The organism is Bradyrhizobium sp. CB1015 (assembly GCF_025200925.1).
In the GTDB taxonomy this organism is placed as follows: Bacteria; Pseudomonadota; Alphaproteobacteria; order Rhizobiales; family Xanthobacteraceae; genus Bradyrhizobium.
This window is the reverse complement of sequence record NZ_CP104174.1, coordinates 1,935,999-1,953,191: the sequence shown is the minus strand read 5'-3', so window position 1 is coordinate 1,953,191 and position 17,193 is coordinate 1,935,999. Positions and strand designations below refer to the sequence as shown.

16 protein-coding genes are annotated in these 17,193 nt (G+C 65.0%); 4 read left to right on the top strand and 12 right to left on the bottom strand.

All coding sequences use genetic code 11. The features are described 5' to 3' along the window. Positions 1-131: 131 nt before the first annotated feature. Together N2604_RS08745 and N2604_RS08740 are read left to right on the top strand one after the other, a co-directional pair. On the top strand, positions 132-971 hold the full coding sequence (locus tag N2604_RS08745) for a protein-disulfide reductase DsbD domain-containing protein (protein ID WP_260374345.1): 840 nt from the start codon (positions 132-134) through the stop codon (positions 969-971). Between the two features lie 295 nt (positions 972-1,266). Continuing rightward, entirely contained in the window at positions 1,267-2,634 is a 1,368-nt protein-coding gene (locus tag N2604_RS08740; RefSeq protein WP_409241689.1) for a flippase, read from the top strand. Positions 2,635-2,792: 158 nt separating this feature from the next. Here N2604_RS08740 and N2604_RS08735 read toward each other — a convergent pair whose 3' ends face one another. The 12 genes from N2604_RS08735 to cysG form a co-directional block, all read right to left on the bottom strand. Further along, on the bottom strand, positions 2,793-3,581 hold the full coding sequence (locus tag N2604_RS08735) for a 3-hydroxybutyrate dehydrogenase (protein WP_260374343.1): 789 nt from the start codon (positions 3,579-3,581) through the stop codon (positions 2,793-2,795). 1 nt (position 3,582) lies between these two features. Then, on the bottom strand, positions 3,583-4,758 hold the full coding sequence (locus tag N2604_RS08730) for a patatin-like phospholipase family protein (protein WP_260374342.1): 1,176 nt from the start codon (positions 4,756-4,758) through the stop codon (positions 3,583-3,585). A 78-nt stretch (positions 4,759-4,836) separates the two neighbouring features. Continuing rightward, positions 4,837-5,340 (bottom strand): CAP domain-containing protein, encoded by a 504-nt coding sequence (locus tag N2604_RS08725; RefSeq protein WP_260374341.1) that lies wholly within the window; start codon positions 5,338-5,340, stop codon positions 4,837-4,839. 198 nt (positions 5,341-5,538) lie between these two features. Beyond that, positions 5,539-6,573, bottom strand: a complete 1,035-nt coding sequence (locus N2604_RS08720) for a sulfate/molybdate ABC transporter ATP-binding protein (protein WP_260374340.1) — start codon at positions 6,571-6,573, stop codon at positions 5,539-5,541. Then, positions 6,563-7,474, bottom strand: coding sequence for a sulfate ABC transporter permease subunit CysW (gene cysW, locus N2604_RS08715; protein ID WP_260374339.1), 912 nt, complete (start codon positions 7,472-7,474; stop codon positions 6,563-6,565). The genes N2604_RS08720 and cysW overlap by 11 nt, the downstream gene beginning before the upstream one ends. A gap of 9 nt (positions 7,475-7,483) precedes the next feature. Next, positions 7,484-8,269, bottom strand: coding sequence for a sulfate ABC transporter permease subunit CysT (cysT, locus tag N2604_RS08710; protein WP_260376186.1), 786 nt, complete (start codon positions 8,267-8,269; stop codon positions 7,484-7,486). An 88-nt stretch (positions 8,270-8,357) separates the two neighbouring features. Then, on the bottom strand, positions 8,358-9,365 hold the full coding sequence (locus N2604_RS08705) for a sulfate ABC transporter substrate-binding protein (protein ID WP_409241688.1): 1,008 nt from the start codon (positions 9,363-9,365) through the stop codon (positions 8,358-8,360). 114 nt (positions 9,366-9,479) lie between these two features. Beyond that, positions 9,480-10,205: a phosphoadenylyl-sulfate reductase gene (locus tag N2604_RS08700; protein ID WP_260374337.1), complete on the bottom strand. Its 726-nt coding sequence runs from the start codon at positions 10,203-10,205 to the stop codon at positions 9,480-9,482. Beyond that, positions 10,202-10,717, bottom strand: coding sequence for a DUF934 domain-containing protein (locus N2604_RS08695; protein WP_260374336.1), 516 nt, complete (start codon positions 10,715-10,717; stop codon positions 10,202-10,204). The genes N2604_RS08700 and N2604_RS08695 overlap by 4 nt, the downstream gene beginning before the upstream one ends. Further along, a complete protein-coding gene (locus tag N2604_RS08690) occupies positions 10,704-12,359 on the bottom strand; it encodes a nitrite/sulfite reductase (RefSeq protein ID WP_260374335.1) in 1,656 nt (551 codons plus the stop codon). Before N2604_RS08690 ends, N2604_RS08695 begins: the two co-directional genes overlap by 14 nt. Positions 12,360-12,370: 11 nt before the next feature. Further along, positions 12,371-12,688, bottom strand: coding sequence for a DUF2849 domain-containing protein (locus tag N2604_RS08685; protein WP_260374334.1), 318 nt, complete (start codon positions 12,686-12,688; stop codon positions 12,371-12,373). Next, positions 12,685-14,109 (bottom strand): siroheme synthase CysG, encoded by a 1,425-nt coding sequence (cysG, locus tag N2604_RS08680; RefSeq protein WP_260374333.1) that lies wholly within the window; start codon positions 14,107-14,109, stop codon positions 12,685-12,687. The genes N2604_RS08685 and cysG overlap by 4 nt, the downstream gene beginning before the upstream one ends. A gap of 244 nt (positions 14,110-14,353) precedes the next feature. Between cysG and cysD the strand changes: the two genes are divergently transcribed. Beyond that, positions 14,354-15,148 (top strand): sulfate adenylyltransferase subunit CysD, encoded by a 795-nt coding sequence (gene cysD / locus N2604_RS08675; RefSeq protein WP_260376185.1) that lies wholly within the window; start codon positions 14,354-14,356, stop codon positions 15,146-15,148. A gap of 19 nt (positions 15,149-15,167) precedes the next feature. After that, a complete protein-coding gene (cysC, locus tag N2604_RS08670) occupies positions 15,168-17,105 on the top strand; it encodes an adenylyl-sulfate kinase (protein ID WP_260374332.1) in 1,938 nt (645 codons plus the stop codon). Positions 17,106-17,193: the final 88 nt, after the last annotated feature.

Sequence of the window (17,193 nt, the reverse complement as noted above, 5' to 3'; positions counted from 1 at the left end):
TCCGGTTTCAATTCCTATCCTGATGTCGGGCCGGGCGGCTGTCAAATCAAGGCTTGCGGCGACCTGATTCGAGTGCATCCATCACAAGCAATTCAATGGTTTGGCCCGGGGCCACCCTGTAAAGACGTGCCATGTCCAGCATTGTTCCCCTGCGTGCGGCGATTGGCGTCGCGACAACCCTGCTCGCCTCGTCCTTGGCCATCGCGGCCCGTGCCGATGACGCATCGCCCTGGCAGCGCGATGGACATTCCGCGGTGCGGCTAGTGGCGGGATCGCGCAGCGGCGCGGTGCTGCTCGGCGGTATTGCTTTCCAGCTGCAGCCCGGGTGGAAGACCTACTGGCGGTCGCCCGGCGATTCCGGCGTTCCACCCCGGTTCGACTTCTCCAAGTCCGATAATGTCGAAGCGGTGACGGTGATGTGGCCGGCACCGCTGAAGTTCGACGATGGCGCGGGCGGCCATTCGATCGGCTATCGCGACCAGGTCGTGCTACCCCTGCGCATCGTCGCCAAGGCCGCGGACAAGCCGGTGACCCTGCGCGCCGAGATCAACTATGCGGTGTGCGAGAAGCTCTGCATTCCCGTGGAGGCCAGCGCCGAGCTCGGCTTCAACAGCGTCGCCTCGACCGAGGATGCGAACTTGCGTGCGGCGCTCGATACCGTGCCGAAGCCCGCCAATATCGGCGACCCCAATCCGCTCACCATTCGCGACGTCAAGCGTGACGGCCCCAAGAACGTGGTGGTCGACGTGGTGACGCCGGACAGCCGCAAGGTCAATCTGTTCGTGGAAGGCCCGACACCCGATTGGGCGCTACCGATTCCGGCGCCGGTGCAGCACGGCCCGCCGGGCGTCATGCGCTTCTCGTTCGAGCTCGATGGATTGCCGCCGGGCGCCAAGCCCGAGGGCGCCGCGCTGAAGTTGACGCTGGTCGGGCCGGAGAAGGCGTACGAGTTCAATACGAATTTGGAGTGAGGCCCGGTTAGCGCGAGTGAGTTGCCGGGCTCCCTCTCCACAATCAGCTGTCGTCCCGGGGCGCGCGAAGCGCGAGCCCGGGCCCCATAACCACAGGTTTGGATGTGGCGAAGACTCGTGGTTACGAGCCGGCCAGATAACTTCTCCCTGGGGCTATGGATCCCGGATCGGCGCGCGCTTGAGGCGCGCTTGTCCGGGACGACACCGAGCATGGAATAGCCGCCCAACCGAATCTTAACGAATGGTTGCTAATTCCCTCACCTGCCGCTGCAGGTCGCCCAGGGGATTCTTCGAATTGGCCGTGATGGATGCACCACCCGCAACGACCGGACCGGCCGGGCTGGTCGCGCGGCTGCGCGCCAAGCTCGCGGGCGGATCGAGCGAGGCGTCGCTGACGCGACGGCTCGCCGGCACCATCTTCATCATCCGCGTCATCAGCGCCGGCCTCGCTTATGTCTCGCAGGTGCTGCTCGCGCGCTGGATGGGCACGTCCGATTACGGCATCTACGTCTATGTCTGGACCTGGGTGCTGCTGCTCGGCAGCATGATGGATTTCGGCATCTCGGCCTCCGCACAAAAAATCATTCCGGAGTACCGCGCCAGCGGCGCGCACGCGCTGCTGCGCGGTTTCCTCTCCGGCAGCCGCTGGCTGACTTTTGCCGTGTCCACGCTGGTATCGCTCGGCCTTGCCGGCATCGTCAAATTGCTGTCGCCCTGGATCGATCCGGCCGAGGTGCTGCCGCTCTATATCGGCTGCATGACGCTGCCCGCTTTTGTCGTCGCCAACACCCAGGACGGCATCGCGCGCTCGCACGACTGGATGCAGCTCGGCCTGATGCCGCAATTCATCATCCGCCAGGCGCTGATCATCGGCATCACGGCATTCGCCTTCCTGCTCGGCTATCATCTCGGCGCGGTCGCCGCGATGGTGGCGAGCTTTGGCGCGGTATGGATCGCGATGGCCGGGCAGATGGTGGTGCTGAACCGCAAGCTCGCCGATCACATCACACCGGGACCGAAGGCCTATGACGTCAAGGGCTGGCTCGCCGTCTCGCTGCCGATCCTGCTGGTCGAGAGCTTCTACCTGCTCTTGTCCTACACCGACGTGCTGGTGCTGCAGCAATTCCGTCCCTCGGACGAGGTCGGCGTCTATTTCGCCGTGGTGAAGACGCTGGCGCTGGTCTCGTTCATCCACTACGCGATGTCCGCGACGACCGCGCATCGCTTCGCCGAATACAATGCCAGCGGCGACAAGGCGCGCCTGTCGGCCTACGTCGCGCACGCCATCAACTGGACGTTCTGGCCGTCGCTGGCGGCGACCATCGTGCTGCTCGCGCTCGGCAAGCCGCTGCTGTGGCTGTTCGGGCCGCAATTCGTGATCGGCTACGACATCATGTTCGTGGCCGCGATCGGCCTCGTCGTGCGCGCCGCCATCGGCCCGGTAGAGCGCCTGCTCAACATGCTCGGCCAGCAGAGGATCTGCGCGCTGGCTTACGCGCTGGCCTTCGTGATGAATGTCGTGCTCTGCATTGCGCTGGTGCCGCGCTATGGCGGCCACGGCGCGGCGGCTGCGACCTCGATCTCGCTGAGCTTCGAGACCGTGCTGCTGTTCTGGATCGTGCGGCAGCGGCTGGGGCTGCACGTGCTGGCGTTCGGCAAATAGGCGACGATCGAAAAACGCCGCTCCACTCTCACTGTCATCGCCCGGCCTTGACCGGGCGATCCAGTACTCCGAGGCGGTTGTGATTAACCGAGAGGCCGCGGTGTACTGGATGCCCCGCCTTCGCGGGGCATGACCGAGAGTTGTCAGGTCGGCGCGAACTACTCCGCGGTCCAGCCCCCGTCGATCGAGAGGTTGGTGCCGGTGATCTGCGCGGCGTCGTCGCTGCACAGGAACAGGGCGAGCGCGGCGACCTGCTCGGAGGTGACGAACTCCTTGGTCGGCTGTGCATCGAGCAGCACGTCGTTGATGACCTGCTCGCGCGTCAGATTGCGCGCCTTCATCGTGTCGGGGATCTGCTTCTCGACCAGCGGGGTCCAGACATAGCCCGGGCTGATGCAGTTGCAGGTGATCTTGTGGGTCGCGACTTCCAGCGCCACGGTCTTGGTGAGGCCGGCAATGCCGTGCTTGGCCGAGACGTAAGCCGACTTGAAGGGCGAGGCGACCAGCGAGTGCGCCGACGCCGTGTTGATGATGCGTCCCCAACCCTTCTTCTTCATGCCGGGCACCGCGGCGCGGATGGCGTGGAAGGCCGAGGACAGATTGATCGCGATGATCTGGTCCCACTTCTCCGGCGGGAAATCCTCGATCGGCGAGACGAACTGGATGCCGGCATTGTTGACGAGGATGTCGACCGAGCCGAACGACTTCTCGCCGAGCGCGATCATGCCGGCGATCTCGGCGGGCTTGGTCATGTCGGCGGGCGAGTAGGCCGCCTTCACGCCGAAATCGGATTCGATCTTGGCGCGCTCCTTTTCGATGTCCTCCGGCGCGCCGAAACCGTTGATGACGACATTGGCACCGGCGGCGGCGAAGGCGCGCGCATAGGCGAGCCCGATGCCGCTGGTCGATCCGGTCACGACGGCGTTCTTGCCTGACAGAGTACCCATTCTATTCACTCCTTTTTGCCGGGGGCGCGGTGACGTCCCCCGTGAGATCGTAGGTCACCATGGTCTCGCCGGACTGCGGCCGCTCCAGCCAGTCCTTGTGGCGCATCGACAGGTGCACGTCGCGCACGCCGGCTTCCCAATGCTCGACCATCGCGACGTGCGAGAAATCGTAGTCCTTGGACGAGGATTCGTAGTTCTTGCTGCGGTAAATCAGATGCACCACGGTGACGGTGCTTTCGCGCGACACTTTCGCCAGGAATTCGACGGAAGGATCGTTCTTGAGATAGTCCGGCAATTTGCCGATCAGATCGCGCACCGCCCTGCGGGCGTTGTGCAGCTGCTTGTTCTTGTCGGTGTTCATCCGCGTGCGGCTGGAATAGCGGATGTCCTTCTCGCGCTCGGCGGCCTCCAGCAGCGAATTCGGCAGTTCGCCGCGCGCGGAAAACAAATCGACCTGGAAGATCAGCATGTCGCGTACGACCTCGGCATCGAGCACGTAGTCGAGCGGGGTGTTGGAGGCGATGCCGCCGTCCCAATAATGCTCGCCGTCGATGACGACGGAGGGAAATCCCGGCGGCAGCGCGCCGGAGGCCATGATGTGCTCGGGGCCGATCTTCTTGCCGAGCTTCTTGAACTCGTAATTGTCGAAATATTTGAAATTGCCCGAGGTGACGCCGACCGCGCCGACCGACAGGCGCGTCTTCAGATCGTTGATGCGGTCGAAATCGACGAGACGCTCCAGCGTCTTCTTCAGCGGCGAGGTATCGTAATAGCTTTCCGCCTCGGGATGCCCCGGCGGCCACAGCGGCGCCGGCGGAATGCGCGGCGTGAAGAAGCCGGGCACGCCGAAGGTCGCGATCAGCGCAGCACTGGTGGAATTGAACAGCTCGCGGCTGTGGTCGCTCTTGCCGACCGGCTTCCACGGCACCGGGGCCGACACCATTTCCCAGAATTCCTTGAGCCGCTTGACGCGCGTCTGGCCCTCATTGCCGGCGATGATGGCGGCATTGACCGCACCGATCGAGATGCCGGCCACCCATTCCGGATCGAAGCCATAGCCGCACAGCGCCTGGAAGGCGCCAGCCTGGTACGAGCCGAGCGCGCCGCCGCCCTGGAGGACCAGGACGCGCTGCGCATTCGTGGGGATTGTTGCGGTTTCCGGACTATGATCGGTCATACGGGAACAATAGCAAAAGGATAGCCACCGTGGCGACACTCCGCCGCGGCGTCAATGCATCCCGGGATCAAGTCTGGCTTATCGCGGCTCCGTCGAGGCCAGGATCATGGTCCAGAACACCTTGTATTTGGTGCCTGGAGCATAGCTCGCCGCGATGCCTAATTTTGTGACACCGCTCCTGAGCATGTTGGCGCGGTGCGGAGGCGAGTCGCGCCAGCCGGAAAACGCTTCCGCCAACGTATGATAGCCGGCCGAGATGTTCTCGACCGCCACGTTGGCAGGATAACCGCCAGAGGCCAGACGCTTGGCCAGCGGCGCGCGGACGTCGTGGTCCATCTTGTTGGCCGCCGCCATCGCGCCCGACTGGGATTCGGCGAGCCGAGTCAAATCCGGGTCGACCACGACCGTGCCGAGCCCGTTGTTCTGGCGGTATTGCGAGATCATGATCGCCGCCGCCTGGACGTCGAGCTTGGAGCCCGGAACCGCCATGTCGGCATACATCGACGGCTGCTGGACCGGTGCTTCGTTGCCGGCACAGCCGGCGAGCAGCAACATGATGAGAATTGCGGCCGCAGCGCGCATGAATCGGGGCCCCCAAATGCGGGGCCGTTGTTGCATACCAACAATGGCTGAAAGGTGAATTTTGAGGAAAATGCTTCCTGTCATTCCGGGGCAATGCGCAGCACTGAGCTCTGGTGCGCCACGGCGCACCTGAGAATCTTACGCTACCAGCTCGAGATTCCGGGTTCGCGCTGTGCGCGTCCCGGAATGACGGGCATTTCAGCCCGCAAATATCCGGTAGCGGCGGGGATTGAGACCGATCGTGTCGCCGGCACGCAGTTCCTTGTCGCGGGGGGCGTCGATCTCGATGGTCTCGCCGCCCAAGAGGGCCACCTCCGCCCGCTGCACCGGGCCGAAATTGCGGACGTGCTGAACCGCGCCCTCGAAGGCGCCGCTGCCGGGCGGGCCGACCAGCATGTCGTGTCGCCGCACGAACAGCTTTGACGCGCCAGGCGCAAGTCCTTCGGCGGCCAGATCGAGCGGCCGGTCCCCGAGCCGGACCGCGCCATCGCCGATCTGGATCGGCAGCACGATGGATTCGCCGATGAAGCCGTGCACGAAAGCCGTCGCCGGATTGTCGTAGACATCGTCGGGCGAGCCGATCTGCTCGATCTTGCCCTTGTCCATCACCACGACGCGGTTGGCGACTTCCAGCGCCTCCTCCTGGTCATGGGTGACGAAGATCGAGGTGACGTTAATCTCGTGATGCAGCGAGCGCAGCCATTTGCGCAGCTCCTTGCGCACCTTGGCATCCAGCGCGCCGAAGGGCTCGTCGAGCAGGAGGATGCGCGGCTCGATCGCGAGCGCGCGGGCGAGCGCGATGCGCTGGCGCTGGCCGCCGGAGAGCTGGCTGGGATAGCGGTCGGAGAGCCAGTCGAGCTGCACCAGATCGAGCAGCTCCTTGACGCGCGAGCGGATTGCGGCCTCGTCCTTTCGGACCGCGCGCGGCTGCACGCGGAGGCCGAAGGCAACGTTCTCGAACACCGTCATGTGGCGGAACAGCGCATAGTGCTGAAAGACGAAGCCGACGTGGCGCTCGCGGGCGCCTTGTGCCAGCGCGTCCTCGCCGTTGAAGGAGACTTCGCCCGAGTCCGGCCAGTCGAGGCCGGCGATGATCCGCAGCAAGGTGGTCTTGCCGGAGCCGGAGGGGCCGAGCAACGCCAGCAATTCGCCGTTGTCGACCTTGAGGTCGACGCCGTCGAGAGCGGCAAAGCTGCCGAATTTCTTGACGAGATTCCTGACTTCAATCGTCACTGGCGTCTTGTCCTTCGTCGAGATGACGTTCGAGAACGGTTTTTGCGATGAGCGTGATCAGCGCAAGCATTGCGAGCAGCGAGGCGATCGCGAAAGCGGCGACGAACTGGTATTCGTTGTAGAGGATCTCGACCAAGAGCGGCATGGTGTTGGTCTCGCCGCGGATGTGGCCGGAGACGACCGAGACCGCACCGAACTCGCCCATCGCGCGCGCGTTGCAGAGCAGGACGCCGTAGAGCACGCCCCATTTGATGTTGGGCAGGGTGACGCGGAAGAAGGTCTGCAGGGCGGAAGCGCCGAGCGAGATCGCGGCCTCCTCCTCCTGCGTGCCCTGCTCCTGCATCAGGGGGATCAGCGCGCGCGCCACGAACGGGAACGTCACGAAGGTGGTGGCGAGTGCGATGCCGGGCACCGCGAACAGGATCTGGATGTCGTGGTCGCGCAGCCAGCTGCCGAAATAGCCTTGCGCGCCGAACAGCAGCACGAAGACGAGGCCCGAGATCACCGGGCTGACCGAGAACGGCAGGTCGATCAGCGTGATCAGGATGGTCTTGCCCGGGAACTCGAATTTTGCAATCGCCCAGGCGGCGACGAGGCCGAACACCAGATTGAGTCCGACGGAGATCGCCGCGACGATCAACGTCAGCTTGATCGCCGCCATCGCCTCCGGCTCGGCGAGCGCGGCGAAATAGGCGAGGATGCCGCGCGAGAATGCCTGCGCGAACACGACGACGAGCGGCAGCACGACGAAGACGGTGAGAAACAGCACCGCCAGCGTGATGATGGCGATGCGGACCGGGCGCGGCTCGGTGCGCAAATTGTTCCGCGCTGCTGCCGCGTGCGCGCGTGCCTTCGAGTCGGAGGCCGAGAGCGACACGGAATCTGCGATCTGCATCGTCATGATCCGCCCTCAGCGTGCCGGGATCCGGCTCCGCGCCCAGCGCTGGAGCCGATTGACCGCGAAGATGATGACGAAGGAGACGACCAGCATGACCACCGCAATCGCGGTCGCATCGGCGTAACGGAATTCGGACAGGCGTATCACGATCAAGAGCGGCGCGATCTCGGAGACGTTGGGCAGATTGCCGGCGATGAAGATCACCGAGCCGTATTCACCGACCGCGCGGGCAAAGGCGAGCGCGAGGCCCGTGAGCAGCGCCGGCGCGAGCGAGGGCAGGATCACGCGGATGATGGTCTGCCAGCGGCTGGCCCCCAAGCTGCCCGCAGCCTCCTCGATTTCGGGGTCGAGATCCTGGAGCACCGGCTGCACCGTGCGGACCACGAACGGAATGCCGATGAAGATCATGGCGACGAAGATGCCGACCGGCGTGAACGCCACCTTGATGCCAAGCGCGGCGAGCGGCGCCCCCAGCCAGCCCTTCTCGGCGAACAGCGCCGTCAGCGCGACGCCGGCCACCGCCGTCGGCAGCGCAAACGGCACGTCGACGATGGCATCGAAAATGCGGCGGCCGGGGAAGCGGTAGCGCACCAGCGCCCAGACGATGATGCTGCCCATCACCAGATTGACGCAGGCCGCCGCAAAGGCGAGGCCGAACGAGACGCGGAGCGCGTTCAGGGTGCGCCGGCTGGAGAGGATGTTCCAGAACTGCTCGGGGCTGAGCTCGAGCGATCGCAGGAACAGGCCGGCGAGCGGGATCAGGATGATCACGGACAGCCAGGAAAGCGTCAGTCCCATGGTGAGACCGAAGCCCGGCAATGTCCGGCGTCGTGCTGCGAGTGCGCTCACCAGGCCCCCTGCTAAAGCCTCCTACGCCAGCGCCCGATCAGTTCTTGTAAATCTGATCGAAAACGCCGCCGTCGGCAAAATGTTCCTTCTGCGCCTTGGTCCAGCCACCGAAGACGTCGTCGATCGTGAACAGCTCGACCTTGGCGAAGGCATTTTCGTACTTTTTGGCGGTCTCGGCATCGCGCGGGCGGTAGAAATTGCGCGCGGCGATCTCCTGCCCGTCCTTGGTGTACCAGTACTGAAGGTAGGCGTCGGCCGCATTGCGGGTGCCCTTTTTGTCGGCAACCTTGTCCACGATCGCGACCGGCGGCTCGGCGAGGATCGACTGCGGCGGTGCAACGATCTGGAATTTTTCGGGACCAAACTCCTTGAGCGCGAGATAGGCCTCGTTCTCCCAGGCGAGCAGCACGTCGCCGACGCCGCGCTCCACGAAGGTCACGGTGGCGCCGCGCGCGCCGGTATCCAGTACCGGCACCTGCTGGTAGAGCTTTCCGATGAAGTCCTTGGCCTTGTCGGTCGAGCCGTATTTCTTCTGCGCAAAGCCCCAGGCGGCCAGATAATTCCAGCGCGCGCCGCCCGACGTCTTCGGGTTCGGCGTGATGACGGCAACGCCCGGCTTGAGCAGATCGTCCCAGTCCTTGATGCCCTTGGGATTGCCCTTGCGCACCAGGAAGACGATGGTCGAGGTATAGGGTGATGAATTCTGCGGCAGCCGCTTCTGCCAATCCGCCGCGGTGAGACCCTTGTTCGCGATCGCGTCGATATCATAGGCGAGCGCAAGCGTCACCACATCGGCCTGCAAGCCGTCGATCACCGCACGTGCCTGCGAGCCGCTGCCGCCGTGCGACTGCTTGATCTCGACGCTCTTGCCGGTTTCCTTCTGATAGGCGGTCGCGAACGCCTTGTTGAACTCGGCATAGAGCTCGCGCGTCGGATCGTACGACACGTTCAGCAGATTGATGTCAGCGGCCAGAGCCGAGCCTGCCCAGAACCCCGTCGCGAGCAATCCCGCGGCGAGCGGAACGATACGGCGCATCATGTCCATCTCCATTCACCTCGACGACGTCAGCGTCATCGACGGCAGGCATAACTCGTGGCGAAACGCTCTTGTGTCAACGGAACCCGATTTTCTTGTTCGCTAGCTCGCAGCGTGACTGTGCTACGAAGTCTTCATCGTGTGGATGCCGCATTCTGTCTTGGCCCGGCCACGCCACCGGCCGGCGCGTGCATCCTCGCCCTCAGTGGTTCGGCTGGTGCAAGGCATACACCCAACCGACAGGAATCCTGACACAACCAGAGGGTGCCGCGGCAATTTGGCGCGGGTGAAGATTGCCTCGATCTCCTCGCGCGAGACATTGGCGAACGGATTGAACTTCAGCCGCGCGCCATCGTCCTCGACGACCGGAATGTCGGCGCGTGCATTGCCCTGGAAGCGCTTGCGGCCGTTGAGCCAGGCCTCGAACGGTTTCAGCGCACGCGCCAGCGGCTCGACCTTGCGGATGCGGCAGCAGGCGTCGGGATCCGAGAACCAGAGGTCGCGGTCGGGATCCTCGCGCGACAGCGTGTCCTCGGCGGGCTTGATCGAGCGGACGTCCTTCAGGCCCAGCGTCGCAATGAGCGTATCGCGATAGGCCAGCGTCTCCTCGAACAACCAGCCGGTGTCGAGAAAGATCACGGGGATCGCCGGATCTACATCCGCCATGACCTTCAACAGCGTTGCCGATTCCGTGCCGAAGGAGGACACCAACGCAAGCTTGTCGCGCCCGACCGTCTTCAGCGCCGCGGCAATGACCTCGGCAGGCGAGGCATCGCGCAAGGCGCGATCGAGCTCGTCCGCCGAAGGCAGCGCAGACACGGGCGAAACCTGAGGCGCGATCGCGTTCACGTGCCGACCCCTTCGGAGTGGCGCAGCTGCATGCGCCGGTGCAGAGCGGTGATGCGGCCATCGCCGGTCGGTTGGTAGAACACCGAATAGCGCTTGGCGGTCTGCATGAAGGCTTCCGCGTCGGCCTGCTTCTTGACCTCGAAGGCATCGAAGCCGGCCCGCAGCATGAACACGAACTGGTCGCGCAGCACCTGACCGGTCGCGCGCAATTCGCCGCGGTAATTGTAACGTTCGCGCAGCAGCCGCGCCTGGCTGTAGGCCCGTCCGTCACGGAAGGTCGGGAACACCAGCGCGACGGCGGCGATCTTGCCGAGATACGGCACCAGCTCGGCGATGTCGCGATTGTTGGGCCAGATCACGCCGACCTTGCCCGAACGCTTGAGTAGCGCGTCGGCCTCGCCGAGAAAGCGCTCGGCGGGCACCAGGATGTCGCCACCCTCGGGCAGCGGCGTGTCGACGGCGAGCTTGACGAAGCTGTCATCGACGATCTTTCCGCCGTTAACGAGTGGCATAGACGCGCTCCTTGAAGGGTTCGACGCCGAGGCGCTTCACCGTGTCCATGAACAGCTCTTCGGGCCGCTCGCGCAGCGCGAGGTAAGCTTCCACGATGTCCTCGACGACATCGGCGACCTCGTCGAACTTGACGCCGGGACCGATCAGGGTGCCGAGCGCGGCGTTCTCGTCGGCGCGACCACCGATGGTGATCTGGTAGACCTCTTCGCCGTTCTTCTCGACGCCGAGAATGCCGATATGGCCGACATGATGATGGCCGCAGGCATTGATGCAGCCGGAGATGTTGATGTGGAGACGGCCGATCAGATTGGCGAGCTCGTGATTGGCGAAGCGCCGCGTCAGCTCCTGCGCGATCGGGATCGAGCGCGCATTCGCCAGCGAGCAATAATCGAGCCCCGGGCAGGCGATGATGTCGGTGATCAGGTTGACGTTGGGCGTTGCCAGCCCAAGCTTGTCGAGCGCCTTCCACAGCGCCGGCAGGTCGCGCTTGGCGACGTGCGGGAGCGCCAGGTTCTGCTCATGGCCGACGCGGATCTCGCCGAAGGAATATTTGTCGGCAAGATCGGCCAGCGCGTCCATCTGCTCGGCCGTGGCATCGCCCGGAGGCCCGCCGGTCGGCTTCAGCGAGATCGTGACGATCGAATAGCCCTGCACCTTGTGCGGCGCCACCGAGTTCTTGCGCCACGCCTCGAAATCCGGATCGGCCGCGGCCTGGCGCAGCTCGTCCGGCATATGCGGCAGCTTCTCGTAAGGAGGATAGGTGAAGCGCGAGCGGATGTCCTCGATCACCTCGTCGTCGATCTGGAGCGAGGAGTTGCGAATGTGCTGCCACTCGCCCTCGACCTCGCGCGAGAATTTCTCGATGCCGAGCTCGTGCACCAGGATCTTGATGCGCGCCTTGTAGATGTTGTCGCGGCGGCCGTACTGATTGTAGACGCGTAAGATCGCCTCGATGTAGCTGAGGATGTCGCGGCCGTGCACGAAGTGCTTGATGGTCTTGGCGATGAACGGGGTGCGGCCGAGACCGCCGCCGACCAGCACCTCGAAGCCGGTCTCGCCCTTCTCGTTCTTGATCAGGCGGAGGCCGATGTCGTGGATCTTGATCGCGGCGCGGTCGTGGTCCGAGGCGGTGATCGCGATCTTGAACTTGCGCGGCAGGAACGAGAATTCCGGATGCAGCGTGGTGTGCTGGCGGATCAGCTCCGACCAGATGCGCGGGTCCTCGATCTCGCCCGGCGCGACGCCGGCCCACTGGTCCGAGGTGACGTTGCGCATGTTGTTGCCGGAGGTCTGCATCGCATGGATGCCGACCTTGGCGAGGTCTTCGAGCGCATCCGGCAGCTCGGCGAGCTTGATCCAGTTGAACTGGATGTTCTGCCGCGTGGTGAAGTGGCCGTAGCCGCGATCGTATTTGCGCGCGACATGGGCGAGCGCCCGCATTTGGTTCGTCGCCAGCGTGCCGTAGGGAATCGCGACGCGGAACATGTAGGCGTGCAATTGCAGATAGACGCCATTCTGCAGCCGCAGGATCTTGAACTCGTCCTCGGTGAGCTCGCCGGAAAGGCGCCGCTTCACCTGGTCGCGGAACTCCGAGACGCGCTCGTTGACGAGCGTGCGGTCGATTTCGTCGTAAGCATACATAAGTGAGTGCCTTAAACCTGGGCCGGCTGTCCGATTGTGACGCCGGTGCGGCGAATCTGTTCGCGCAGATTGCCGGGCAGGACCTTGCCATCGTCGCCGATCTGCACCGGCGCGATATAGGGGCCGACGGCGCCGACGTCATCGGCCACGGCTTCCGCAAGCAACGCCTTGGCCTCGTCGGAGTTGCGCACGATCGCCGCTTCCGACAGCTCGGCGGACCAGCCCTTGGCGGCGGTGCGGTAGACCACGATGCCGTCCCAGGTGCGGTTGGCGGTCACGACCGAGGGGCCGGCGATACGGATCTTCTTTTGTTCGAGCGGAGAGGTCATTCGGCAGCATCCAATAGGTCAGAGATGATTTGTTTGGGTGTCTGACGGTGAAGCGAGCCGGCATGCCGGACCACGTCGCCGATGATGAGGATGGCGGGACCGCCATGGATCCGCCGCACCAGTTCCGGCAGGTCGCGCAGCGTGCCGATCGCACCCTGCGCATCCGGCTGCGTGACGCGGGCGAACACGCCGACCGGCGTCTCCGGCGAGCGACCGGCCGCGAACAGGCCGGCGCGCACGGCAGGCGCTGCGGTCATGCCCATGTAGACCACGACCGTCATTCTGGTGTCGGTCAGCGTCGACCAATCCACGTTCTCGGCATCCCGCGCCTTGTGTGCGGTGAGGAAGGTAATGCGGGTCGCTTCGTAACGGTAAGTGAGCGGCACCTCGAAATCGGCAGCGGCGCCTAGGCCTGCAGTGATGCCGGGAACGATCGAATAGGCGACGCCGGCGGCGCGCAGCGCTTCCACTTCTTCGCCACCACGGCCGAACACGAAGGGATCGCCGCCCTTCAGCCGCACGACGCGCTGGCCCGATTGCGCGGCCTCGATCATGCGCTTGTTGATGGCGTCCTGGCCGATGCCAGGCTTGCCGACGCGGCGGCCGACCGCAACGCGCGTGGTGTCGCGGCGGATGCGATCGAGAATCTCGGGCGAAACCAGCTCGTCGTGAAAGACGATGTCGGCATCCTGCAGCGCGCGCAGCGCCTTGATGGTGAGCAGATCGGGATCGCCGGGGCCGGCGCCGACCAGCGTGACGGAGCCTTCGGGCATGTCGCCGCGGGCGAATGCGGCGGGATCGGAGATCGCCTTGAGCGATGCGTCCGCTTCGCTCTTGCGGCCGGCGAGCACGGCGGCGCCGATCGGACCGTCGATCACGCGCTCCCAGAAGCGGCGGCGCAGCGGAAACTCGGCGATGCGCTCGTTGATGGACTTGCGGAAGGTGCCGATGAACTCGGCGAGCTCGCCGATGCGCGCCGGCAGCAGCGCCTCGATCTTCTCGCGCACGCGCCGCGCCACCACCGGAGAGGTGCCGCCGGTGCCGACCGCGACCACGACATCGCCGCGATCGACGATGGCCGGAAAGATGAAGCTGGAATGCTCGAGGTCGTCCATGATGTTGACGGGGAGGCCGAGCGCCTTGGCGCGAGCCGACATGGCCACACCGACATCGCCTGCGCCTGCGCAGACGACAGCGATGACGCCCGAAAGATCCGCCGTGAGCGGATCGCTCGCCGCGATCTCGATGCGGGCCGCAGCTTCGGAGCCCAGGCCGAGGTCATGATTGCCGTCGATCGCATGCACGCGCAGGTGCGCGCCGGCAGCGGCGAGCACGCGCAGCTTGGCGCGCAAAAGCTCGCCCGCGCCGATGAGGACCACCGGACCGGCCTTGAGATCGAGAAACACCGGCAAGAACCGCATGCGATACTCGCTTCCCCACAAACGGGGTTGACTGGAATTATTTTCTATATATGTCTCGTTTCGAGCGCGCAAAGAGAAAATTTTTTCTTCTCTTCTGCACCGCAACTATAGAATTTTCGCCTCCAAACGCAAAGTGGCAGAGATGCATCTTCTCAAGGACGATTCCGCTGCTGATCGACTGAGCAACCCAGCGCTGGCCGAGCGCGTGCGCGCGCAAGAATTTTCTGCCCAACTTGCCCCGAGCATGGACCATCTCGACCAGCTCGAAGCGCAGAGCATCTACATCTTTCGTGAGGCGTTTGCCCGGCTGAAGAAGATCGCCCTGTTGTGGTCGCTCGGCAAGGACTCCAACGTCATGATCTGGCTGGCGCGGAAAGCCTTCTTCGGCAAGATGCCGTTCCCGGCCCTTCACGTCGACACCGGCAAGAAGTTTCCGGAGATGTACCGCTTCCGCGATCATTACGGCAAGGAATGGGATCTCGATCTGCGCGTCGAGCCCTGCCCGCCGATCGATGCGGTCGACCCGACGCTGCCGCCGGCCGCCCGGTCCGCCGCGCGCAAGACCGAGGGCCTCAAGATGGCGCTCGCAAAGTACGGCTTCGACGGCCTGATCGCCGGCATTCGCCGCGACGAGGAAGCAACGCGCGCCAAGGAGCGCGTGTTCTCGCCGCGCGGGCTCGAGGGCAATTGGGACGTGCGCGACCAGCCGCCGGAGTTCTGGGATCATTTCAACGCCTCGCCGCCGCAAGGCGCGCATTTGCGCATCCATCCGATCCTGCATTGGACCGAGGCCGACATCTGGGCCTACACCAAGCGCGAGAACATCCCGATCATTCCGCTGTACCTCGCCAAGGACGGCAAGCGTTATCGCTCGCTGGGCGACCAGGACATCACCAATCCGGTTGCCTCAAACGCCTCGAGCATCGACGAGATCCTGATCGAGCTCGAGCAGACCAAGGTGCCGGAGCGCTCGGGGCGCGCGCTCGACCACGAGACCGAGGACGCTTTCGAGCGCCTGCGCGTCGCCGGCTATCTCTGATCGAGGACGCGAGCGCGATATGAACATGATCGTCACCCCCGCTTCGCCTGCCACGCCGAATGGCACCACGTCGATGCCAAATGGCACGACGCGACCGCAGGTCCGCATCGTCATCGTCGGCCATGTCGACCACGGCAAGTCGACGCTGGTCGGGCGCCTCCTGCATGAGACCGGCAGCCTGCCTGACGGCAAGCTCGAAATGCTCAAGGCCGTCAGCGCGCGGCGCGGCATGCCGTTCGAATGGTCGTTCCTGCTCGACGCGCTGCAGACCGAGCGCGACCAGGGCATCACCATCGACACCACGCAGATCCGTTTCCGCACCAATTCGCGCGACATCGTGCTGATCGATGCGCCCGGGCACGCCGAATTCCTGCGCAACATGATCACCGGCGCCTCGCAGGCCGACGGTGCGGTGCTGATCATCGACGCGCTGGAGGGCGTGCGCGACCAGACCAGGCGGCACGGCTATCTCCTGCATCTGCTCGGCGTGAAGCAGGTTGCAATCGTCGTGAACAAGATGGACCGCGTCGATTTCTCCGCCGCACGCTTCAAGGACATCAGCGACGAGATTTCCGCGCATCTGAACGGCCTCGGCGTGACGCCGACCGCCGTGATCCCGATTTCCGCGCGTGACGGCGACGGCGTCGCTGAGCGTACCGACCGCATCTCTTGGTACAAGGGACCGACCGTGGTCGAGGCGCTTGATCGCCTCGAGCCGGCGCGTCCGCTGGAAGCGCTGGCGCTGCGGCTGCCGGTGCAGGCGATCTACAAATTCGACGATCGCCGCATCGTTGCCGGCCGCATCGAATCCGGCAGCCTGATCGCCGGCGACGAGATCGTGATCATGCCCGCGGGCAAGATCGCGAAGATCAGGACGGTCGAGAGCTGGCCGGTGACGCCGGTTGCCAGCCGGCAAGGCGCGGGCCGCTCGGTCGGCATCACGCTCGACCGCGAATTGTTCATCGAGCGCGGCGATATCATCGCGCATGCGGGCAGCGCCCCACGCGAGACGCGGCGCCTACGCGCGCGCATTTTCTGGCTGCACGACAAGCCGCTCGCCAAGGGCGACCAGCTTTTGGTGCGGTCGGGGCCGAAGGAAAGCCGCGCCACCGTGGTGGCCATCGAGAAGGCGGTCGATCCCGGCGAGCTCTCGAGCAGCGAGAACAAGGCGATCGGCCGCAACCATGTCGGCGAGATCGACATCTCCCTGTCGAATCCGATCGCGACCGATCCCTACACCGAGAATCCGCGCACCGGTCGCCTGGTGATCGAGGTGTCCGGACGCATCGCCGGCGGCGGCCTGGTGCTGTCGGTCGATGCCGGTCAGCGTGCCGTGCCCGTCGACATCGTGCCGGTGGAATCGGCGCTGCGGCCTGACGAGCGCTCGGCACGCTACCGCCACAACGGCGCCGTGGTCTGGCTCACCGGCCTGCCGGCCTCCGGCAAGTCGACGCTGGCGCGGGCGCTGGAGCGGCGTCTCTTCACCAATGGCGGCTCGCCGATCCTGCTCGATGGCGACACGCTGCGCGCCGGGCTCAACAGCGATCTCGGCTTCTCCGCCACCGACCGCAGCGAGAACATCCGCCGCCTCGCCGAGGTCGCGACGCATCTCGCCCGTAACGGCCACATCGCGATCGTCGCGGCGGTCTCGCCCGCGCGCGAAGATCGCGCCACCGCGCGCCGCATCGCCGATACCGCGTTCCGCGAGATCCATGTGGCGACGCCGGCCGAGGTGTGCGAGGAGCGCGATCCCAAGGGCCATTACAAGAAAGCCCGCGCCGGCGCGCTCGCCTCGTTCACCGGCATCGGCAACGACTACGAGAAGCCCGAAGCCGCCGAGCTCGTGATCGACACGTCGAAGCGGACCGTGGCCGAGGCGGCGGACGAAATCGAGCAGATGCTGAAGACATCGGGCGTGCTGTTCGACGAGCTGGTGGACCTCGCTGCGAATATCTAAGGCGGAGCTCTCTCCACTAGCGCCGCCGCGTTCCCTCCCCCTTGTGGGGGAGGGTTAGGGAGAGGGGTCCACACGGGGACTCTCTCCA